Source organism: Xanthomonas sp. MUS 060 (assembly GCF_000963215.1).
Classification (GTDB): Bacteria; Pseudomonadota; Gammaproteobacteria; order Xanthomonadales; family Xanthomonadaceae; genus Xanthomonas_A.
This window is the reverse complement of the sequence record NZ_JZIM01000010.1, coordinates 56797-78576: the sequence shown is the minus strand read 5'-3', so window position 1 is coordinate 78576 and position 21780 is coordinate 56797. Positions and strand designations below refer to the sequence as shown.

11 protein-coding genes and 1 pseudogene are annotated in these 21780 nt (G+C 64.7%); 8 read left to right on the top strand and 4 right to left on the bottom strand.

Annotation, left to right across the window (positions count from 1 at the left end; all coding sequences use genetic code 11):
* Positions 1-12: 12 nt before the first annotated feature.
* Positions 13-2436 carry an AAA family ATPase gene (locus XANALMUS060_RS10985; protein ID WP_045738433.1) on the bottom strand — a complete coding sequence of 808 codons (2424 nt, stop codon included), beginning with the start codon at positions 2434-2436 and terminating at the stop codon, positions 13-15.
* A gap of 221 nt (positions 2437-2657) precedes the next feature.
* Between XANALMUS060_RS10985 and XANALMUS060_RS10980 the strand changes: the two are divergent.
* The 4 genes and pseudogenes from XANALMUS060_RS10980 (at position 2658) to XANALMUS060_RS22000 (ending at position 11755) form a co-directional block, all read left to right on the top strand.
* Positions 2658-6087 (top strand): annotated as a pseudogene (locus tag XANALMUS060_RS10980) (PAS domain-containing hybrid sensor histidine kinase/response regulator).
* 128 nt (positions 6088-6215) lie between these two features.
* Positions 6216-8072 carry a tetratricopeptide repeat-containing sulfotransferase family protein gene (locus XANALMUS060_RS10975; protein WP_045738432.1) on the top strand — a complete coding sequence of 619 codons (1857 nt, stop codon included), beginning with the start codon at positions 6216-6218 and terminating at the stop codon, positions 8070-8072.
* 244 nt (positions 8073-8316) lie between these two features.
* Positions 8317-11076 (top strand): TonB-dependent receptor, encoded by a 2760-nt coding sequence (locus tag XANALMUS060_RS10970; protein ID WP_045738431.1) that lies wholly within the window; start codon positions 8317-8319, stop codon positions 11074-11076.
* Between the two features lie 493 nt (positions 11077-11569).
* The gene (locus XANALMUS060_RS22000) at positions 11570-11755 is read left to right on the top strand and encodes a hypothetical protein (RefSeq protein WP_235430451.1); all 186 of its coding nucleotides are present in this window, start codon (positions 11570-11572) and stop codon (positions 11753-11755) included.
* Between the two features lie 25 nt (positions 11756-11780).
* Here XANALMUS060_RS22000 and mntP read toward each other — a convergent pair whose 3' ends face one another.
* From mntP to acs, 3 genes are all read right to left on the bottom strand, one after another.
* Positions 11781-12356: a manganese efflux pump MntP gene (mntP, locus tag XANALMUS060_RS10960; RefSeq protein ID WP_045738430.1), complete on the bottom strand. Its 576-nt coding sequence runs from the start codon at positions 12354-12356 to the stop codon at positions 11781-11783.
* Positions 12357-13453: 1097 nt separating this feature from the next.
* Positions 13454-14119 (bottom strand): response regulator transcription factor, encoded by a 666-nt coding sequence (locus XANALMUS060_RS10955; protein WP_045738429.1) that lies wholly within the window; start codon positions 14117-14119, stop codon positions 13454-13456.
* A gap of 105 nt (positions 14120-14224) precedes the next feature.
* A complete protein-coding gene (acs, locus tag XANALMUS060_RS10950) occupies positions 14225-16168 on the bottom strand; it encodes an acetate--CoA ligase (RefSeq protein ID WP_045738428.1) in 1944 nt (647 codons plus the stop codon).
* 376 nt (positions 16169-16544) lie between these two features.
* On the opposite strand from acs, the gene XANALMUS060_RS10945 reads away from it, so the two are divergent.
* The 4 genes from XANALMUS060_RS10945 (at position 16545) to XANALMUS060_RS10930 (ending at position 21696) form a co-directional block, all read left to right on the top strand.
* A complete protein-coding gene (locus tag XANALMUS060_RS10945) occupies positions 16545-16862 on the top strand; it encodes a DUF485 domain-containing protein (RefSeq protein ID WP_045726571.1) in 318 nt (105 codons plus the stop codon).
* On the top strand, positions 16859-18589 hold the full coding sequence (locus XANALMUS060_RS10940) for a cation acetate symporter (protein ID WP_045738427.1): 1731 nt from the start codon (positions 16859-16861) through the stop codon (positions 18587-18589). Before XANALMUS060_RS10945 ends, XANALMUS060_RS10940 begins: the two co-directional genes overlap by 4 nt.
* 97 nt (positions 18590-18686) lie before the next feature.
* Positions 18687-20168 carry a coniferyl aldehyde dehydrogenase gene (locus tag XANALMUS060_RS10935; protein WP_082065074.1) on the top strand — a complete coding sequence of 494 codons (1482 nt, stop codon included), beginning with the start codon at positions 18687-18689 and terminating at the stop codon, positions 20166-20168.
* 421 nt (positions 20169-20589) lie between these two features.
* A complete protein-coding gene (locus tag XANALMUS060_RS10930; RefSeq protein WP_045738425.1) occupies positions 20590-21696 on the top strand; it encodes a glycerophosphodiester phosphodiesterase family protein in 1107 nt (368 codons plus the stop codon).
* Positions 21697-21780 lie beyond the last annotated feature (84 nt).

The following is a 21780-nucleotide window of genomic DNA, read 5'->3' as shown; positions in this document are numbered from 1 at the left end:
ACGGCGCGCGGCTTACATCACCGCGGTGTTGGCGGTCGCGACTAGGTCGTCCCATTGCAGCCGTGTGCTGGCGGCATCGTCGCTTTCCTGTAGCGCGCGGCGCGCGGCGCAGCGCATCGCGCGGCTGATCCAGGTGTGCAGATCGCGACCGGAATGGCCCTCGCTGCGCTCGGCGACCCAGGCCGCCGCTGCGTCCGCATCGAACGCGAGCGGCTTGCCGCGCAACAGGCGCGCGACGATGGCGGTGCGCGCGGCGCGATCGGGCAGCGCGATGGGGATGTGCCGGTCCAGCCGCGACAGCAGCGCCGGATCGATCGCATCGGCATGGTTGCTCGCGGCCAGCAGGAACACCTCTCCGGTGTGACTGGCGACGCCGTCCAGTTCCTGCAGCAATTGGCCGACGATTTCCCGGGTCAGTGCATCCTCGCTCTCGGCGCCGCGCGCGGGAGCGAGGATGTCGAGTTCGTCGACGAAGACGATGCACGGCGCTTGCGTCCGCGCACGGGCGAATGCCGCCTGCACGCGTTGGCCGGACTGGCCCAGGTAGCCGGCCTTGAGGTCGGCGCTGGTCAGGGCGATGAAGGCCAGGCCCGATTGATTGGCGAGGATCCGCGCGACCTGGGTCTTGCCGGTCCCCGGCGGGCCGGACATCAAAATGCCGCGCGGCACCGGCACGCCGAGTGCGGCGAGCTGTTCGGCGTTGCGCAGTTCCTTGCCCAGGGCGACGAATTCCTCGAGCGCGGCCGGTGGCAGCACGATATCGTCCCAGTCCAGGGCCGCGACCTGGGTGGAACCCTTGCCGCGCAGCGCCCGCAACTGCGCCAGCAGCGTCGCGTTGTCCAATACGCCATCGACGCATTCGGCCGCCACTCGCGCGACCAGGGTCTGCAGATCGCGACCGGACAGGCCGGTGCTGTCGGCGATGACGTGGGGGTCCAGGGTCAGCGCAAAGCCGGCGCGTTGCAGTTCGTTGCCGAGAATGCGCGTGCGTGCCGCCGCGTCGGGCAGGCCGATGGCGATGCTGGCGGTGAAGCGCGACATCACCGCCTCGTCGAGCAGCCCTGGACGGTTGCTGGCGCCGATCACCAAGACCTGCCCTGGCGCGGCATGGAAGCCATCCCATTCGGCGAGAAAGGTCTGCACCAGTTCGGCGCCGAAGCTATCGCTGTCGGTGCCGCCACGTCGTGCGAACACGCTTTCGCACTCGTCGATGAACAGGATCGCCGGTGCATGGTCGCGACAGCGCTGCCAGATCGCCTGCACCTTGGGCCCGGTGTTGCCGACATGCGCGGCTTTCAGATCGGCCACGCCCAGCGCTTGGACATGGCAGCCGGCATGCTGCGCCAGCTTGCGCGCGATCAAGGTCTTGCCGGTGCCCGGTGGCCCGTGCAGCAGGATGCCCTTCGGCGCAGGAGCACGACCGGAGACGAACAGGTCCACCAGTTTCAGGATCTCGTCCAGGCAGGCGTCGGGCAGGGCGACATCGGTCCAGTGGCGCTGTACCGCGTCCATGCTCTGCAGCCGTTGTTGCACCGCGCGGTGCTGGCTGCGCGCCGCGTCCCATGTTTGCACGCATGCGTGCAGTGCGCTGATCGGCGCGGCTTCGGCCACCGCGTCGCTGGCCAGGGCCACCGCCAAGGCATGCAGCGAGGCCGACGCGGCAGTTTGCAGCTCGATGTCCAAGGCAATGAACGCGGCGGCATGGCTGGCGTCGGGCAGCACGATCAGCGCATGCAGGCACGGTTCCATCGCGGCGTCGTGCAAGGCCAGCAGGCGCGCGCCGGACACGTCGCCGTGCGCGGCGGGAATCTGCCAGTGTCCGTGCAGGTTGGATTGCGGCCATGGCGCGCGGGTCACCGGATAAGTCGCCTTTGGCGCGCGCTGCGCTACCTCGCCGACCTGCGCCAGCGCCAGTGGCATGCGTGCCAATCGCCGTAGCAGCAGGCGTTCGTCGTAGCTGTCATGCCAGGCCAGCAGTTGCGCGCCCCCCACCACCAACATGGTGTACAGCAGCAATGAGGGCAGTGCGCATTCCAACAGCAACAGGATGTGGCCGTGCGCGACGAGCTGACGCCATCCTTCCAGCGCCGCGTGGCTCGCGCCGAACCAGCGTGCGCTCATCCACGGCAGTATCAGCACCAGCACACCGAGCAGGGCCAGGCGCCAGCGCAGATCCGGCAGAAACGGGCGCAGCAGCAAGGCCGGGACCCATGCGCGTTGGCGTGCGCGCTGCATTGCCGCAGTTCTGGCGCGCGCGGCATGCGTGGCGAAACGCCGCTGGATCGCGGCCACCGCCAACTCCACCGCCGGCAACTGCTGCTGTACTTCCGCCTCGGCCTGTGCTTGACGCGCTTGCGCCTGCTGTAACTGCGTTTGCAGGCGCAGCGTCTGCTGTTGCAAATGCGCGGTGTGCGATTGGGCCGGTGGGCGTAACATCAGCGGTTGTGGAAGTGGGCGTTCACCGCGCGCATCTTAGCCCGAGCCACGGTTGTGCCGCCGCTGCCACGCTGTCCGCTCGATGGCCGGGGCGCAACGGCGATCCGAAGCCTGCTTGCGCGGGAGTAGCGGCATGGTGTCAGTGCCATCGCATCTGTGCCGACCGTGCGCGGATTGGGCCATAGCGGCTAGACTGCGCGCATCATCGCGGGGACTGGCCTTTGGTTTCGAGTTGGATCCTGTTGCTGGTGTCGGCAGGCTACGCGGCGTTGCTGTTCGCGGTGGCGTGGTGGGGCGACCGCCGGCCGCTGTACCCGAAACGGCCTTGGCTACGCCCGGTGGTCTATAGCTTGGCGCTGGCGGTGTACTGCTCGTCGTGGACGTTCTACGGCGCGGTCGGCAGTGCGGTGCGCCATGGCATCGGTTATCTGCCGATCTATCTGGGGCCGTTGCTTTTGCTGCTGTTCGGTTGGCGCATCATCGAGCGGTTGGCGTTGATCGCGCGTAGCCAGAATACGGTGTCCATCGCCGACTTCATCTCCTCGCGCTACGGCCGTTCGCGGCGCTTGGCCGCGCTGGTGGCGGTGATCGCCTTGGTTGGGGTGTTGCCGTACCTGGCCTTGCAGTACAAGGCGGTGGCGATGAGCCTGCAGGTGCTCAGCGGCCAGTCCAGCGCTGGTGCGCCGTTTTATGAGGACCCGGAACTCTACGTGGCGTTGCTGATGGCCTTGTTCGCCACCTTGTTCGGTACGCGCCAGGTGGATGCCACCGAACATCGCCACGGCATGATGCTGGCGATTGCGCTGGAATCGATCGTCAAGCTGCTGGCGATCATTGCGGTAGGCGTATTCGCCTACGTGTGGTTATCCGCGCATGAGGCTGGTCAGGTGTTGCATTCTGCGCGCACGCTGTTCCAGAACACGCCGCCGGTTGGCTTTATCTCGCAGACCGTGCTCAGTTTCCTGGCATTGGTTTGCCTGCCCCGGCAGTTCCATGTGGCGGTGCTGGAATGCAGCGACGTCGGCGACATTCGCAAGGCGCGCTGGTTGTTCGGTCTGTACCTCGTGCTGATCTCGGCGATGGTGGTGCCGATCGCGGCGGCTGGCGTGGCTTTGTTCGATGGTGGCGACGTGGCCGGGGACAGCATCGTGTTGGCGCTGCCGCTGACCTACAACCACACCGCGCTGGCGCTGGTTGCCTATGTGGGCGGGTTTTCGGCCGCCACTGGCATGGTGATCGTGTCCAGCATCGCACTGGCGACGATGATCAGTAACGATCTGGTGATGCCGCTGCTGTTGCGTCGTCGCGGGCACCAGGCTGCCGGCGCCGATGTCGCCTCGCAGGTGTTGTGGATCCGCCGCATCGCGATCTTGTTGTTGGCGCTGATCGCCTACGGCTACTACCGCACCAGTCGCAACGACAGCACCCTGGCTTCATATGGATTGATGGCGTTTGTCGCAGTGGCGCAATTCGCACCCGGGGTGATCGGCGGGCTGTACTGGCGCGGGGCCAGCCGCAAGGGCGTGGAGGCTGGCATGGTGCTGGGTTTCGCCACGTGGGTTTATACCCTGCTGCTACCTGCGTTGACCCAGTCCGGCTGGCTGGGCTCGGCCTGGCTGCACGATGGCCTGTTCGGCATCGCGTGGTTACGGCCGCAACACCTGTTCGGTTTGCGCAGTTGGGACCCGCTGGCGCACGGCATGTTCTGGTCGTTGCTGGTCAACGTCGGCACACTGATGCTGGTGTCGGCACGCTGGCGCCCGGGTCTGGACGAACAACTGCGTGCCGCGCCGTTCCTGGAGCCGTATGCGCAACGTCCGGTGGTGGCCGGCGACTGGCTTGGGCAGGTGCATTTGGTGGATCTGCAGGCGCTGGCCGAACGCATGGTCGGCCAACGCCACGCGCGTCGCGCCTTCGCCGAGCAGGCGCAACTGCTTGGGCGCGAACCACCGCCCAACGCGGTGGCCGACCGTGCCTGGGTGCAGTTCACCGAACGTCCTGCTTGCCGCTTCGATCGGCGCGGCCTCCGCGCGCCTGGTGCTGACCAGCCTGCTGCGCGGCTCGGGCATGGATCTGGGCGAAGTGGTGGCGGTTCTCGATCAGGCGGGTCAGGAACTGCGCTTCAACCGCGAGATTTTGTCCACGACGCTGGAGAACATCAGCGCAGGAGTCAGCGTGGTCGATGCCTCGATGTGTTTGGTCGTGTGGAATCGGCGCTACCAACACCTGTTCGGATATCCCGACGGCATGCTCTACGTGGGCCGTCCGGTGGCGGATCTGATTCGCTACAACGCCGAGCGCGGCCAACGGGTGGGTGACCAGGTCGAGGAACAGATCAAGCGTCGCATCGCGCACATGCGTGCCGGCACCGAGCATGTGTTCGAGCGCATCCACCACGATGGCACGGTGATCGAGATACGTGGCCAGCCGTTGCCGGGTGGTGGCTATATCACCACCTACAACGACATCACCGACTACAAGCGCGCCGAACAGGCCCTGCTGGAAGCCAATGCAACCTTGGAGCAGCGCGTGGCTGCACGCTCGCGCGAAGCGGAATTGGCGCAGCAGTCCAAAACCCGCTTCCTGGCTGCCATCAGCCATGACGTATTGCAGCCGCTCAATGCTGCGCGGTTGTTCGCCTCGGCCATGCGCGAGGCGGCCCAGCAGAGCGAGGAACAGCGCCATCTGGCCGAGCGCGTGGACGCCTCGTTGCGCGCCGCCGAAGAACTGCTGGATGGTTTGCTCGACGTATCGCGGCTGGATGCTGGCGGCTTGCACCCGACCATCGAGGAGGTCGATGCTGGCGCGCTGTTGCGCGAATTAGCCGCACAGTACGTTCCGGTGGCCGCCGGCCGCAGCCTGCGCTTGCGTGTATACGCGCGCTCGATCTGGGTGCGTAGCGACCGTCGTCTACTGCGCCGCGTGCTGCAGAATTTCCTCGCCAACGCATTGCGCTATACCCGTCAGGGCCGCATCGTCCTGGGGATGCGTGGGCGTGGTACTGCGCTGGAGCTGCAAGTCTGGGACACCGGTCCTGGCATTCCACAGCACCATCTGCGGCAGATCTTCGAGGAATTTCAGCGCTATCAGCAGCCGTTCGACTGGGGTGAGCAAGGCCTGGGCCTGGGCCTGTCGATTTGCCAGCGCATCTCGCGTCTGCTTGACCACGAGCTGGATGCGCGTAGCCACGTCGGCAGTGGCAGCATGTTTTCCATCACCGTGCCGCGCGTGGCGCCGCCGACGCAGCAGCGCCAGCAGCGCGCGGTGGTTGCAGTGGATTCATTGGCCGGGCTGCGCGTGCTGTGCGTGGACAACGACCCGGAGATCCTCGATGGCATGCGTGCACTGCTGGGCCGTTGGCAAGTGGAGGTGATCTGCGCCAACACGGTGGACGATGCACTGGCGCAGGCCGGACATGCGCCGCACGTGATGCTGGTCGATTACCACCTCCATGACCGCCTCGACGGACTGGACACGCTGGATGCGCTGCGTGCGGTGATGTCGGGCCCAGTGGGGGGCGCGCTGCTCACCGCCGATGGCCGCGACGAACTCAAGCTGCAAGCGCGCGCGCGTGGCTATCGCCTGTTGACCAAGCCGGTCAAGCCAGCTTCGCTGCGTGCATTCCTCAGTGCCTATCACGGTGCGATCTAGTACCCGCCGCGCTATTGGTCACGACGCTGTACGTAATGTGCGGCGATCGGTGGCGTGGCCGGTGTGGCGCATAGCGTCCTACTGCGGCTAAGGTGCCTGGCTGCGCTACTTTCCCGACCCGTACCCGCATGACCTCCCTGGACGACACCGCGATTCCCCCGCTGACCGATCTGCTGCAAGCGCTGGAGGCCGGCCACGCGCAAGAGTTGGAACATGGCGCACGCCGCTATCTGCAACATCGGCCGGACGATCCGGTGGTCAGCAGCCTGCTGGCGATGAGCCTGCAGATGCAGGGCCAGCCAGCGCAAGCGGCCGCGCTGTATCGCGCACTGACCACGCGCCAACCGCAGGACGTGGCGCATTGGAACAATCTGGGCAGTGCTTTGCGCGAGTGCGGCGAGCACGCGCAGGCGCTTCAGGCCTATGCGCGCGCCTGCGCACTGGCGCCGCAGGACCCCATGCCGCACCACAACTTGGGCCTTTTGGCGATGGACAGTGGCGACTACGCGACTGCCCGCGAGCATCTGCTCGATGCGCATGCGTTAGCGCCGCAACTACCACCGCTGTGCGTGCACGCGGCGATGGCCTGCCACGAATGCGGCGACTTTCAACGCGTACAGGCGCTGATCGCCAATTGGCGGCAATGGCCGCCGCTGGAGCCGGACACCACAATGGAACTGGCCTGGCTGTTGTCGCACGAGGGTGACACCGATAGTGCTTGCGCGCTATTGCAGGCGTGTACCGACGGCCCGATGCCGGAATCGGTACGCGCCTGGTCGCGGCTGGTGCTGGTGCTCGAACGCGCCAACCGATTGCAGCAGGCGCGCGAGGCCGCCGCGCAACTGCCCGCATCGGATCTGATTGCCGATGCCGATGTGCGCGAGGATGCCAGCAACGCATTGGCCGTACTGGCGATGCGCGACGGACGCTGGGACGATGCCTATGCGCTGCTGCGCGGCCTGCTCGCCCAGGGCAGTGCCATCGACATACGCAAGCAGAGCAATCTGTTCTTTGCCTTGGCGCGGGTCTGCGACCGCCTGGGTCGGCCCCGGGAGGCGCTTGCGGCATGCGCGCAGGGGCATGCCGGCCAGGTCGAGAGTCTGGCTGCGCTGGTGCCGGAACTGGCTGCTGCCGATGCGTCGCCGCTGCCGGTCGCGCAAGACCGTTGGGACCCGGCGCGCTATGCGGCGGCCAGGCCGGTGATCGGGCCGGGTGTGGCGACCTCGCCGATCTTCGTGGTGGGTTTCCCGCGTTCGGGTACGACCTTGCTGGAGCAGATGCTCGATGCACATCCGCAGTTGTGCGCGATGGACGAGCGGCCATTCCTGCAAGGGCTGGCCGAGCGGCTGCTGCATCGCGGCGTGGCCTGGCCGGATGGCCTGGGCGAGCTCGACGATGCCGATTGCGCTGCATTACGTGCCGAGTATTGGCAATCGGTGGGGGAGGTGGTGCGGCTGGCGCCGGGTCAGCGCCTGGTGGACAAGAACCCGCTCAATTTGTTGCGGCTGCCGTTGATCCATCGGTTGTTTCCCGAGGCGCCGGTCATTCTGGCGCTGCGTCATCCCTGCGATGTGCTGTTGAGTTGCTACATGCAGGCGTTCCGTTCGCCGGCCTTCGCGCTGCTGTGTTCCAGCATGCAGCGCCTGGCGCGGGGCTATGCCGAGGCGATGGCATTCTGGTTGTATCACGCCGCGCTGCTACGGCCACGCGCGCTGGAGTTGCGCTACGAGGATCTGGTGGCCGATCCGCAGGCACAAGTGGCGCGGCTTGGACAATTCCTGCAACTCGAACAGCCCGAGCGTCTGCTGGAGTTCCAGCGCAATGCCCGTGCCAAGGGCTTCATCAGCACGCCGAGCTACGCGCAAGTGGTCGAGGGGATCAATGGCAAGGGCCTGGATCGCTGGCGTGCCTACCGCGATGCGTTCGAGCCGGTGTTGCCGACCTTGCTGCCGCTTCTGCAGCGTTGGAATTACCCCGTCGGATAATGATGCCGGCGGCCGGATGCATGCTAGCGGGATGAATTTGTCAAATCTTGGCGCACTCTGTCACACTGAGACAACACCGTTCTTATAAAAATCTAACAAGTGCCCGGTGGCTCCCTGAGCGGTCCGCAGTATGTCCCCGGCCTGAAACATCCATTCCCCCGTCGCGCCTTGCGGTGCGATCCAACGGTTCACGCCATGCGTTGCTGCGTCGGTGTGCCGTTGCTCATCACATGAGGTCTCCCAGATGTCCTTAGCAAAGAACAGACTTGCGCATGCCGTTTGCCTGACGCTGACCGCACTGCCCGTCACCCTCTACGCGCAGAGCGCCGCGCCCGCCGCCGGCAACCCCTCCAACGGGGCGCCGGTGGAACTGGACCGCCTCACCGTCACCGGCTCGCTGGTGCGTCGCGTGGATGTGGAAACCGCCAGCCCGGTCGCCGTGGTCGATCGCCAGCAGATCCAGCAGAGCGGCAAGCAGACCCTGGGCGACCTGTTGCAGGCGCTGCCGGGCATCGCCGGTGCCGCGACCAATCCGCAGGTCAATAACGGCGGCGGCGATGGTGTCTCCACCGTATCGCTGCGCGGCCTCGGCGAAGAGCGCACGCTGCTGTTGGTCGACGGTCATCGGGTCCTCAACAACGACGTCAACTCGATTCCGACCAACATGATCGACCACGTCGAAGTGCTCAAGGTCGGCGCCTCGGCGATGTACGGCTCCGACGCTATTGGCGGTGTGGTGAACTTCATCCTGCGCAAGAACTTCGAAGGCGGCGAAGTCGCCGTCAACTACGGCCAGACCAGCCGCGGCGACGGTGCGCGCGATGGTGCCAGCTTCACCTTCGGCAAGACCTGGGACCGCGGCAACGTGGTGGCCGGCGTGGACTACAACAAGCAGAGGGCTGTCTCCTCGGCCAATCGCGCGTTCTCCAAGTACGCGATGTACCTGTCCAGCGGCAGCGTCATCAAGGGGGGCTCCAGCCGGACGCCGAGCGGCTATTACAAGCTGCCGGCGGCCACACTGGCCGCCAACGGCTGCGATTCCAACGGTGCGCTCACCGGCAACGGCAACGGCGGTTACAAGTGCTACAGCGGGTCTTCCGATTCCTATAACTACCAGGCGCAGAACCTGCTGCTGACCCCGCAGCAGCGCGTGGGCGGCTTCGTGCTCGGCAGCTTCAACGTGACCGACAACGTGCAGGCCTACGTCAACGCCTACCACAACCACACCATGTCGCATTATGCGATCGCGCCGCTGCCGTTCGATGCGCAGAACGATGGCATCACCATCGGCGCGGACAACCCCTACAACCCGTTCGGTGTGGAGTTCGGTCCCAACGGTTACGAGTTCCGTTCGCGTTTCACCAAGCTCGGCCAGCGTCAGGGCTTCTTCGACACCGCCACCGATCAGGACGTGCTGGGTTTGAAGGGTAGCATCGGCGATACCAGTTGGGTCTGGAATGTCGACTTCGACTACGGCCACTATCGCCAGCGCAATTGGGACCGCGGTTACGTGGATTACGCCAGTTTGCAGACCGCGATCGATGCCGGTCAGGTCAACATGTTCGATCAGAGCAATGCCAACACGGTGGCGTGGCTGCAGAGCCACCAATCGATCCCGCGCCTGGACACCACCACGATCATGCGGCAGTGGGAAGCCAGCGCCAACGGCAACCTGTGGGAGTTGCCCGCGGGCAGCGCGCAGTTGGCCGCCGGTGCGTTGTATCGCAAGCAAAGTCTGGACTACACCGTGTCCAGCAATGCGTTGATCAATAGCGACAACACCTGCGCGATTTCCTCCGAGGCCTGCTCCTCGCCATTGAGCGGCAGCTTCGACGTCAAGGAAGCCTATGCGCAGGTGTTCGTGCCGGTGCTGGCGCAATCCTCGCCGGTCGGCGCGCTCAACCTCACCCTGAGCGACCGTTTCTCCGATTACAGCAGCGTGCGTTCGAGCAACAACAGTGCCTCGTTCCAGGTCGAGTGGCGGCCGATCCACGACCTGATGCTGCGTGGCACGGCGGCGCAGGTGTTCCGTGCGCCGACGATTGGCGACATCTACACCGGGCCGACCGCCAATGCGCCGAATTTCATCGACCCGTGCATCGGCTATAGCGGCAGCGGCCACGCCAATGCCTGCGCCGGCGTGCCGGTCGGCTGGACCGGCTCGGGCCTGTCGCAGACCAACAGCATCGTCTCCGGTTCGCGCTACGTGGGTTACCAGCTCAAGCCGGAGAAGGGCACCTCGTTCGACTACGGCCTGGTCTACAGCCCCGACTACGTGCCGGGCTTGTCGGTCAATCTCGACCTGTGGAAGGTCAAACTCAACGACCTGATCCAGCCGATCTCCGCGCAGACGGTGGCCGATCTCTGCTACAACGACGATAACAGCCCGTACTGCAGCTACATCCACCGCTATGCCGCCAACACGGTCAGCGCCGGTAACATCAATTACATCCAGACGCCGGTGGTCAACATCGGCAAGCTCAACACCCAGGGTGTCGATTTCGGTGCCAACTACGTGTTGCCGGAGACCGCGTTCGGCAAGTTCAACCTGGCGTTGGATACGACCTACCTGCACCGCTACGACATCGACACCGGCGATTCCATTGTGCACATGGCCGGCCGTTACAACTCGTCTTATGGCAACTACGCACACTGGCGCGGACGTGCCCTGGTCGGTTGGAAGTTGGGCAACTGGGATGCGAGCTGGACCACGCGCTGGGTTGGCAAGGTGCAGCTCGGCAGCGGCGATCCATCGCAGAACATGTCCGCCGATGCCGCGATCACTGGCGTGGTGCTGAACTACGGCAACCAGTTCTATCACGCGCTGCAGGTGGGTTACGACATGACCGATGCGCATCTGCGCTTCGATCTGGGCGTGGATAACCTGACCAACAAGCAGCCGCCGGTGATGTATCAGAACAACGTGTTGAATGCGAACACCGACGTGAGCACCTACGACACGCTTGGTCGTTACTACTGGATGCGTGCCACCTACCGTTTCTGAGTGGAATCTGCACCGCTTGCGTGTGCAAGCGGTGCACGATCATGCGACACGGCGTGCCTACCCAGGCACGCCGTTTTGCTTTAGGGGCTAGGTGTGGGTAAGGGTGAACCAGACCCCGCTGTGCCACTGCGCTTGCGTTTACGACGCAACGCTTGCTCTGGATTTTTGCGCACAAATGATCGCGCAATTCGAACATGCCTCGGCGCAGCACCGCCGCAATGGTACTGACCAGCGTGCTGGGCTGGACGACAGCGTCTGGGCCGAATGCAATATCCGCGCCTCGCGGATGCCGCTTTCCAACGCTATTTCATTGAGCAGGTGCATACCGCACTTGAGTGCGCTACAACGTCGAGCGCGGCCGGTCCAACGAGGTGCCGTGGCGTCCACGCCTTGCCGAGCGGCGGATCAAGCGCTACCGCGCCGATGCCGGCGAGCGCTTTCAGCCGCATTTCAATGCCTGCGATGCGCAGACCGGCCGTTATCTGGTGTTTCTGTGGCACCTCAACGAGGTGGCCGAGGGTGGACAGATCCGCTTCCTCGATCTGGAACTGGAAATCGCGCCGCGTACCTGCCGATTTTCCCGCCGGACTGGATGTTGCTGCATGCCGGGATGCCGCCGCGCAGCGGCGACAAGGACATCCTGTCCACCTACCTCCAATTCACCGCCAAGCCAGCGTGAGCGCCTCGCCTCGCTGCCATGGCGCTCAGCTTGCGCCGTGCAGATGTTCGTAGAGGATGGTGCAGCCGATCGCGATCAGCAGCACGCCCCCGATGATCTCGGCACGCTTGCCGGCCAGCGTGCCGAGGACGCGGCCGAGCATGATGCCCAGGGTCACCATGGTCAGTGTGCACAGGCCGATGACGGCGGCGACCTCGATGATGTTGACATTGAGGAAGGCCAGGCCGACGCCGACCGCCATCGCGTCGATGCTGGTGGCAAAGCCGGTGACGGCAAGATTCCAAAAGCCGTGGCGCTTGGGCGTGGGATCGACGGCGGATTGTGTCTGCTTCCTGAGCCCGGCGACGATCATGTGCAGGCCAAGCGCGCAGAGCAGGCCGAAGGCGATCCAGTGATCGAAGGCGGTCACGTACTTGGACGCGGCCTGACCAAGTAGCCAGCCCAGCGCCGGGGTGAGTGCTTCGATACAGCCGAAGATCAGACCCGCGCGTAGCGCATCGCGCCAGCACGGGCGCTGCATGGCCGCGCCCTTACCGACGGCGGCGGCGAAGGCATCGGTGGACATGGCGATGCCGAGTAACAGAATCGAAAGAAACGACATGGGGGACCTTACCGGGACTGGCGACAGCGACGAGTGCGCGCGCCCGGCCATCGCCTTGCGCACTCGCCGCTGGTCTCGCCAACCGAGATGGCTGCCCGCACCACGGCGCAACGGCCGAGTATGTTGATACGGGCGCTGTCCGCGCAGGTCGGACAGCAGGCTACTCCCCAAGGGGACGCGCAGTCTAACAGCGGTTAACAGCGTCCAGACATGGGGGACCTTACCGGGACTGGCGACAGCGACGAGTGCGCGCGCCCGGCCATCGCCTTGCGCACTCGCCGCTGGTCTCGCCAACCGAGATGGCTGCCCGCACCACGGCGCAACGGCCGAGTATGTTGATACGGGCGCTGTCCGCGCAGGTCGGACAGCAGGCTACTCCCCAAGGGGACGCGCAGTCTAACAGCGGTTAACAGCGTCCAACACACCTCGAATGCACGCGAACCTGGCGCTGATTTTCATAGCCATCGCTATACGAAGGCATCATCGCAGGCGGCGCGATGGTGGGCAGCGATGTGATGTCTCTCCATGTCTGCGCACTCAAGCGCATTGCCACAGGCAACGGTATGAGCCGGATACTTCGTCGATCTGTTTGCGGCTGTCGGTAGCAGGCCGGACTCGGTTGGATACCCTCGATCGTACGGTTCGCTGTCATGTGTGCGGCTGTGCATGCGCTCGTTTGCGAGCGCGATTGGCTTTGAATCAAAGCTCATTCCAGCGGAGTGGATCGTGACGGTGACTGCATCGTGGACTTGCCGTTATGGGGAGCATCTGTGGGGTGGCAGGATTCGCGTTGGTTAGATTTAGCGTCGCGAACAAAACGACGGCATCGCCGCCTGAAGGGCGCAGGCAGTGCTCGGTATCCTCATGTAACTTCCTGCGCACTGTTCGCACCCATCCGATAGCGACTGGCGAGGTTTTGTTCGCCACTCTTAGTGGGTTCCAGATCGTGGCGATCTTCGCTATCCATCGTTCGGTGTGATTGCGTCGGTGCGCGCGTAGCGGGATGCGGTTTTCCCTGCGGGCGCGGCGAGGTCACTGTCTCGTTGTGCCTCCGGCCAGACGGCTGCCGTCGCTGCAGACAGCTCTCGTCTGCTCGGTCAATCTTCTTCCGGTGGCAGCACGATGGCGTCGCTGTCGATCGCCAACTTGCCGGCCAGTAGCACCGCCTGGGTACGGTTGGTGACGCCGAGCTTGCGCAGGATCGCGGTGACGTGCGCCTTGATCGTGGCCTCGGAGACACTCAGGTCGTAAGCGATCTGCTTGTTGAGACGGCCAGCGCCGAGCATCTGTAGTACCCGTATTTGTTGCGGGGTCAGTTCGCGCAGACGCTGTCCGACCTCGCGTTCGGCGCGGTCGGTGGGCGGTGCGTCGTGTGCCTCTGGCGGTGCCCAGCGTTCGCCGTCGAGGACGGTGCGCAAGGCCAGGCCGATGGTGTCCGAATCGGCCGATTTGGGTATGAAGCCGAAGGCGCCATGGTCCAGCGCGCGCCGCATCACGGTCGGCTCTTCGCGCGCGGACACCACCACCACGGGCAATTGCGGATGCAGTGCGCGGATCTGCACCAGTGCGCTGAAACCCTGCGCGCCGGGCATGTTGAGATCCATCAGCAGCAGGTCGGCGTCGGCATGGCGGTCGGCCAGCGCATACAACGCTTCGACGCTATCGGCCTCGTACAGTTGCACGCCCGGCATCACCCGCGTTATCGCGCCGCGCAGTGCCTCGCGAAACAGCGGGTGGTCGTCGGCGATCAGCAGGGTCGGCATGAGCGGGGAGAATCGGCAAGAGAGCGCAGTGGCGACGCATCAACCCCGGAAGCGGGGGCGCCGTGCGACGCACCCCGTTTCTCGCGTCCTAGCGTCGCGTGTGGCTCAGCGTGTCAGGCGTTCGTTGACCAGCGAGTCCACCACCGAGGGGTCGGCCAGGGTGGAGGTGTCGCCGAGCTGATCGGGCGCGTTCTCGGCGATCTTGCGCAGGATGCGCCGCATGATCTTGCCCGAACGCGTCTTCGGCAGGCCCGGCGCCCATTGCAGGTGGTCGGGCGTGGCGATCGGGCCGATTTCCTGGCGCACCCAGGCCACCAGTTCTTTGTGCAGTGCCTCGCTGGGATGCTCGTCTGCAACCAGGGTCACATAGGCGTAGATCCCTTGGCCCTTGATGTCGTGCGGAAAACCGACCACCGCCGCCTCGGCCACTTTGGGGTGGGCGACCAGCGCGCTTTCCACCTCGGCGGTGCCGATGCGGTGGCCGGAGACGTTGATGACATCGTCCACGCGGCCGGTGATCCAGTAGTAGCCGTCGGCATCGCGGCGGCAGCCATCGCCGGTGAAGTAGGTGCCTGGATAAGTGCGAAAGTACGTGTCGATGAAGCGCTGGTGGTCGCCATAGACGGTGCGCATCTGTCCCGGCCAGGAGTCGCGCAGCACCAGGTTGCCCTCGGTGGCGCCTTCCAGGATTTGGCCGTCGGCGCTCACCAGTGCTGGCTGCACGCCGAAGAACGGCAGTGTCGCCGAGCCGGGCTTGAGGTCGGTGGCACCGGCCAGTGGGGTAATCAGGATGCCGCCGGTCTCGGTCTGCCACCAGGTATCCACGATCGGGCAGCGACCGTCGCCGATCACGTCGTAGTACCAGCGCCAAGCCTCGGGGTTGATCGGCTCGCCGACGCTGCCGAGCAGACGCAGGCTCTTGCGCGAGGTCTTTTTCACCGGCGCATCGCCTTCGCGCATCAACGCGCGGATCGCGGTCGGGGCGGTGTAGAAGAGCGTGACCTGATGCTTGTCGATGACCTCCCAAAAGCGCGACACGCTCGGGTAATTGGGCACACCCTCGAACATCAGCGCGGTGGCGCCGTTGGCCAGGGGGCCGTAGACGATGTAGCTGTGGCCGGTGACCCAGCCGACGTCGGCGGTACACCAGTAGATATCGTCCTCGCGCAGGTCGAACACGGTCTCGTGGGTGTAGGCCGCGTACAGCAGGTAGCCTGCGGTGGTGTGCAGCACGCCCTTCGGTTTGCCGGTGGAGCCGGAGGTGTAGAGGATGAACAGCGGGTCTTCCGCGTTCATGCGCTCGGGTTCGCAGGTGGCCGGCTGGTTGTCGACCACGTCGTGGAACCAGCGGTCGCGCGGGGCCTGCATGTTCACCGCGCCGCCAGTGTGGCGTACCACCAGGACGGTTTCCACGCTGGTGGTGCCGGGTAGCCTCAGCGCTGCATCGACGTTGGCCTTGAGCGGGATTTTCTTGCCACCGCGCAGGCCCTCGTCGGCGGTGATGATCAGCTTGCTGCTGCAGTCGATGACCCGGTCGGCGATGGAGTTGGGGGCGAAACCGCCGAACACGACCGAATGGATCGCACCGATGCGTGCACAGGCCAGCATCGCCACCGCCGCGTCGGGGATCATCGGCAGGTAGATGGTGACGCGGTCGCCCTTCTGCACGCCGAGGTTGCGCAGCGCGTTGCCGAGCCGGCAGACGCGTTCGTACAGTTCGCGGTAGCTGACCCGGTAGGATGGGACGTCCGGGCTGTCGGGCTCGAACAACAAGGCGGTTTTGTCGCCACGGCTGGCCAGTTGCCGGTCCAGGCAATTGACACTGGCGTTGAGCTCGCCGTCGTCGAACCAACGGATGCGGAAGTCATCCAGGGCGAAGTTCACGTCCTTGATCCGGGTGGGAGTCTTGAACCAGTCCAGTCGCTCGGCTACCTTGCCCCAGAACGCCTCTGGCTGTTCCAGCGATTGCCGGTACAGGGTTTGGTATCGAGTCTTGTCGACCCGTGCGCGGGTGGCGACGTGCGGATCGACGGGATAAAGATCGGCCATGGTTCCCTCTGCGATTGAACGTGTGCGCCGCATATCGGGCGGCTTAATGAATTACGTCATTCTGACGTATTCCGCGTCAACCGCGTTAGTCGGCGCAATGGACTCTACCGGCCAACAGGGCCCCCGGCTGTCTACCGCTGGAAAATCAATAGTATCGACGGCATCACTCTAATCGCCCTGTTCGGCACCAGGCGTTTGCCGCGTATTCACGGTAATCTCTAGTAACCGGCCATTGGAGGAGTGTCGGTGCCGAACGGAGGGGCGGCCAGCGCGAAATCGAGTGCGGTTGTAGAGTCGACGAACATTACTTGCGGTTTACCCAACCCACGTACAGCGTCTGATCCGTCTGTCGTGGTCACTTCCCGGGAGGCACCACATGAGCATCTCCAACGAGGCGTTGATTGCGAAGATCGACGCCGATCCGAAATACCACGCGCTCAAGCGCCAGCGCAATGCGTTGGGCTGGACGTTGACCATCCTGATGTTGCTGGTCTACTTCGGTTTCATCGGCTTGATTGCGTTCGACAAGGCGTTCCTGGCACAGCCGATCGGCAGCGGTGTCACCACCATCGGCATTCCGATCGCCATTGGGGTCATGGTGTTCACGATCATCATCAACGCCATCTACGTGCGCCGTGCCAACAGCCACTACGACCGGCTGACCGCGCAGATCCTCGAGGACGCCCGCTCATGAACAGAGTTATGCGAATGCCTGTGATGGTGCTGGCCACGCTGTTGCCAGTAGGCGTGGCGTTGGCGGCTGGTGGCGATGTTGGCCAGACCGACAAACAGCCGACCAATTGGGTGGCGATTGCGATGTTCGCATTCTTCGTCGCCTGCACCTTGTGGATCACCAAGTGGGCGTCCAAGAAGACTCGCTCCGCCGCGGATTTCTATACCGCTGGCGGTGGTATCAGCGGCTTCCAGAACGGTCTGGCGATTGCCGGCGACTTCATGTCGGCGGCCTCGTTTCTGGGCATCACTGCGGCGGTGATGGCCAATGGCTACGACGGCTTGATCTACGCGATCGGTTTCTTGGTGGGCTGGCCGATCCTGACCTTCCTGATGGCCGAGCGCCTGCGCAACCTCGGCAAGTACACCTTCGCCGATGTGGCCGGGTACCGTTTCGCACCGACTGCGATCCGTGGCTTCGCCGCCGCCGGCACCCTGGTGGTGGTGCTGTTCTATCTGATCGCGCAGATGGTCGGTGCCGGTGCGTTGATCAAATTGCTGTTCGGCCTGGACTACTGGGTGGCGGTCAGCCTGGTCGGCGTGCTGATGATGATCTACGTGCTGTTCGGCGGCATGACTGCCACCACGTGGGTGCAGATCATCAAGGCGGTGTTGCTGCTGAGCGGCGTGACTTTCATGGCTGTGGCGATCATGTGGCACTTCCATTTCAGCTTCGAAGCGTTGTTCGCCGAGGGCGTGCGGGTGAAGACGGCGGTGGCGGCCAATGGTGGCGCTTCGCCGGAGGAGGCGGCCAGCGCCGGCCTGGCGATCATGGGCCCTGGCGGTTTCGTCAAGGATCCGATCTCGGCGATCTCCTTCGGCATGGCGCTGATGTTCGGCACCGCCGGCTTGCCGCACATCCTGATGCGCTTTTTCACCGTGCCCGACGCCAAACAGGCGCGCAAGTCGGTGCTGTGGGCCACCACCTGGATCGGCTATTTCTACATTCTGATCTTCATCATCGGCTTCGGCGCGATCGCCTTGGTATTGACCAACCCGCAGTTCGCCGATGTCGCCACCGGCACCATCCACGGCGGCAAGGGCGCGGCCAACATGGCGGCGGTGCTGGTCGGCAATGCGGTGGGCGGTAACGTCTTCATGGGCTTCATCTCCGCAGTGGCCTTCGCCACCATTCTGGCGGTGGTCGCTGGCCTGACGCTGTCCGGCGCTTCGGCGGTGTCGCACGACCTGTACGCCACGGTGCTGAAGAAGGGTCAGCCCGCGCCTGGCTCGGAGTTGAAGGTGTCGCGCATCACCACCATCGCGTTGGGCGTGATCGCGGTGTTGCTGGGCATCGTGTTCGAGAAGCAGAACGTTGCCTTCATGGTCTCGCTGGCGTTCGCCATCGCCGCCTCGGCCAACTTCCCGGTGCTGTTGCTGTCGCTGCTGTGGAAGGACTGCACCACCCGTGGCGCGGTGATCGGTGGCTTCCTGGGCCTGATCTCCTCGCTGGTGCTGACCGTCCTGTCGCCGTCGGTATGGGTGGACACGCTGGGCAATGCCACCGGCTCGGCGCCGTTCCCGTATACCTCGCCAGCGTTGTTCTCGGTGACGATCGGTTTCGTTGGCATCTGGCTGTTCTCGTTGTTGGACGGCAGCGCGCAGGCGACCAAGGAGCGCGCGGCATTCAAGGCGCAGCAGGTCCGCGCCGAAACAGGTCTGGGCGCTTCGCGCGGATCGGCGCACTGACCTGCGCCAAAGCACGTCTTCGCCAAAGTGGTTGCACACGACGCCGGCCTTTGCGCCGGCGTCGTCGTGTGTGCGGTGCTGTCCGCATGGAAGCACGATGGCAGCGGCTCCATGCCATCTCTGCGATAGCGCATCGTATAGTGCGCTCATGTCCACACCCGTTGCCGATGCCGCCGACACGCCGCTGGCGGCCTTGCCAGCCACCCTGCAACGGCTGCGCGCGGCCTGGCAGGCTGCCAAGCCGGAGCGGAGCCAGCGTCGCGATGATCTGCTCAGGCTGCGCGCCGCGCTGAAACGGCGTTTGCCGGAAATGGCCGATGCCATCGCTGCCGATTTCGGCCACCGCTCGCGCCACGAGTCGCTACTTGCCGACGGTATGACCGTGCTCGGTGAAATCGACCATCTGCTGCGTCACCTCAACCGCTGGATGCGCCCGCAACGGATTGGTGCCGGCTGGCGGCTGTGGCCGGCGCGCGCGGAAGTGCGGCTGGTGCCGGTCGGTGTGGTTGGCGTGATCGCGCCGTGGAACTATCCGGTCAATCTGGCGCTGATCCCGTTGGCTACCGCCATCGCCGCCGGCAACCATGTTTATCTGAAGCCATCCGAACACACCCCGCGCACCGCGCAATTTCTGCAATCGTTGCTGGCCGAGGTGTTCCCGCCGCAGCGGGTGGCGGTGGCGCTGGGCGGCGCCGAGATAGGCGCCGCGTTCGCCGCGTTGCCGTTGGACCATTTGGTGTTTACCGGCTCCACTGCGGTCGGGCGCAAGGTGATGGCGGCGGCCGCGCCCCATCTGACGCCGCTGACCCTGGAGTTGGGCGGTAAATCGCCGGCCATCGTCTGCCCGGACTATCCGCTGGAACAGGCCGCCGCGCGCCTGGCCACTGGCAAATGGTTCAACGCCGGACAAACCTGCATCGCCCCGGATTACGTGCTGATCAATGCCGATCGCATCGCGGCGCTGGTACAGGCGCTACGCGCGCAGGTGCTGGCGCGCTACGGCGATTTCGCTAATGCCGAGGATTACACGCGCATCGTCAACGAAGGTCAGTACCGACGCCTGCGCGGTTACCTGGACGATGCGCGCGCGCGTGGATTGGAGGTGATCGAACTGGCCAGCATCGATCCCACACGTGCTGAGCGCGAACGCTTGATCGTGCCCACCGTGGTGCTTCAGCCCTGCGATGATGCACTGGTGATGCAGGAGGAGATCTTCGGCCCGATCCTGCCGTTGCGCGGCTATCACACGCTGGACGCCGCCATCGCTGAGATCAACGGCCGCGACCGGCCACTGGCGCTGTATCCCTTCAGTCATGACCGCGACCAGATCGAAAACATCTTGCATGCCACGCTCGCTGGCGGTGTCACCGTCAACGACAGCCTGCTGCACTTCGCGGCCAACGCGCTACCGTTTGGCGGTATCGGCCCGAGCGGCATGGGTGCATACCATGGCCGTGCCGGCTTCGATGCTTTCAGCAAAGCTTTGCCGATTCTGTGGCAGTCGCGTTGGGCTGGTACCGATCTGTTGAAACCACCCTACGCGCGCATCGCGCGCATGCTCACGTTTCTTTTACGCTGAGGTGGCGAGGGCGGCGCGTCAGCGCCTGTTCCGCAGTTGCTGAGTGCGGCTGTCGCGGGGAGAGCGGCCTCACGCTACGCGGAGGCGTCCCTGCGTCGTCGTGCGCAGCATATTGGCGTCACGACATCTCGCCTGCTCGTGTCCCACCTCATATTCCATGTCGGCGATGTCATTGTCACTGGCGTCGCATCGAAATATGGATGTAATTAACAGTGTATTGGTTGGGTCTTCTTGCGGAAATAAATAATTCATAGCGATTTATTAGGTTTTCGCCAGACGCCACCGCCGATCACGGTGGCTCAGGCTCCTGCGTGCGCGAGACGTGCGTGCGGAGCGCGGCAAACGAGCTGCCGTCTGCGTCGACCTGACAGCGGCTCGTGCACGTGTCTCTACCTTTCCCTCAGAACCGGACACAACCCTAATGAAGATCCCATTCGTTCCCTCGCCCCTGGCGCGTTCCTGCCGTGTGCTCGGCGCCCTGGTGGTCATGGCGGCCCTGCCGCAGATGGCGTTGGCCAACTGCACCGACACTGTCGGCACCAAGATGAGCAACATCCTGTTCGCCGACAGCGGCGGCGACACCATCGTGCTGGCCCACCGCGGTCTTTGGGGCAATTACGGCGGTTTACGCGACATGCCGGAAAACTCGCGCGGTGCACTTCAGCTCGCCGACAATCAGTGCATGGATGGCGTGGAGCTGGATGTCAAACTGACCAGCGACGGCGTGCCGGTGGTGCTGCACGACTGGAACCTCGGTCGCACCACCAACGTCTGGACCAGCCGCGCTGGCGAAACCAAATACAACCCGATGAACAATCAGGGCTATAACCCGTCGATCACCGTGACCCCGTGGTCGGTGGTCAGCGGTCTGTTCCTACTGACTCCCGACCGCCGCACCACCACCGGCTACCATGTGCCGCGGGTGGACGACCTGTTCAACTACTTCAAGCAGCATGGCCTGAAGACGCCGATCGTGTTTGACATCAAGACCGCCGACTCGGTCCGCGCGGTGTCGCGCGCGGCCGACGCCGCGTTCTCTGCGGCCTCGCCCAGCTTCGTCGCCGCCAAGGTCAATGCCACCTTGTACCCAACCCGTGCGGCGTTCCGCGCAGACGGCAGCAGCATGGTGGGCATCCCGGTGTTCACCACCAACATGCTTACCCAGATCAACGTTAGTAACGCGGTCTCGGACTGGCTTGGGGACAACAACGAGGCGATGGAAGTCAACGTCAAGCAGCTCGGCGGCCTGCTGCAGGACGAGGCCGATCGGGTGCGCGAGCGCGGTGCACGCGTCGGCGTGTTCCAGGCGATCCCGGACAGCCCGCTGGCCGGGCAGTTCTACCAGAATAGCGGAGCCTGTTGCTATCGCCTGTCGGACTTGTACTTCTCCTACTCCGGTGGTCGCGACACCGCCGACAACCGTGGTGATCTCAACTTCGTCGTCGACCAGGAGAACTTCACCCTGATCACTACCGACGATCCGAAGGGAGCGATCGCCTATCTAAAGGCGCGTGGCAAGCACGACTGATTGCTTCGCATGACGAGCTGGGCGGTCGGCCATCCGGTCGACCGTCTCACCCCGACCGCGGCGCTCCGGCGCCGCGCGTGGACC

Bases quoted from the DNA above. Each gene is read 5' to 3' on its own strand.
- XANALMUS060_RS10985 (WP_045738433.1), bottom strand. From the start codon at position 2,436: ATGTTACGCCCACCGGCCCAATCGCACACCGCGCATTTGCAACAGCAG.
- XANALMUS060_RS10975 (WP_045738432.1), top strand. From the start codon at position 6,216: ATGACCTCCCTGGACGACACCGCGATTCCCCCGCTGACCGATCTGCTG.
- XANALMUS060_RS10970 (WP_045738431.1), top strand. From the start codon at position 8,317: ATGTCCTTAGCAAAGAACAGACTTGCGCATGCCGTTTGCCTGACGCTG.
- mntP (WP_045738430.1), bottom strand. From the start codon at position 12,356: ATGTCGTTTCTTTCGATTCTGTTACTCGGCATCGCCATGTCCACCGAT.
- XANALMUS060_RS10955 (WP_045738429.1), bottom strand. From the start codon at position 14,119: ATGCCGACCCTGCTGATCGCCGACGACCACCCGCTGTTTCGCGAGGCA.
- acs (WP_045738428.1), bottom strand. From the start codon at position 16,168: ATGGCCGATCTTTATCCCGTCGATCCGCACGTCGCCACCCGCGCACGG.
- XANALMUS060_RS10945 (WP_045726571.1), top strand. From the start codon at position 16,545: ATGAGCATCTCCAACGAGGCGTTGATTGCGAAGATCGACGCCGATCCG.
- XANALMUS060_RS10940 (WP_045738427.1), top strand. From the start codon at position 16,859: ATGAACAGAGTTATGCGAATGCCTGTGATGGTGCTGGCCACGCTGTTG.
- XANALMUS060_RS10935 (WP_082065074.1), top strand. From the start codon at position 18,687: ATGGCAGCGGCTCCATGCCATCTCTGCGATAGCGCATCGTATAGTGCG.
- XANALMUS060_RS10930 (WP_045738425.1), top strand. From the start codon at position 20,590: ATGAAGATCCCATTCGTTCCCTCGCCCCTGGCGCGTTCCTGCCGTGTG.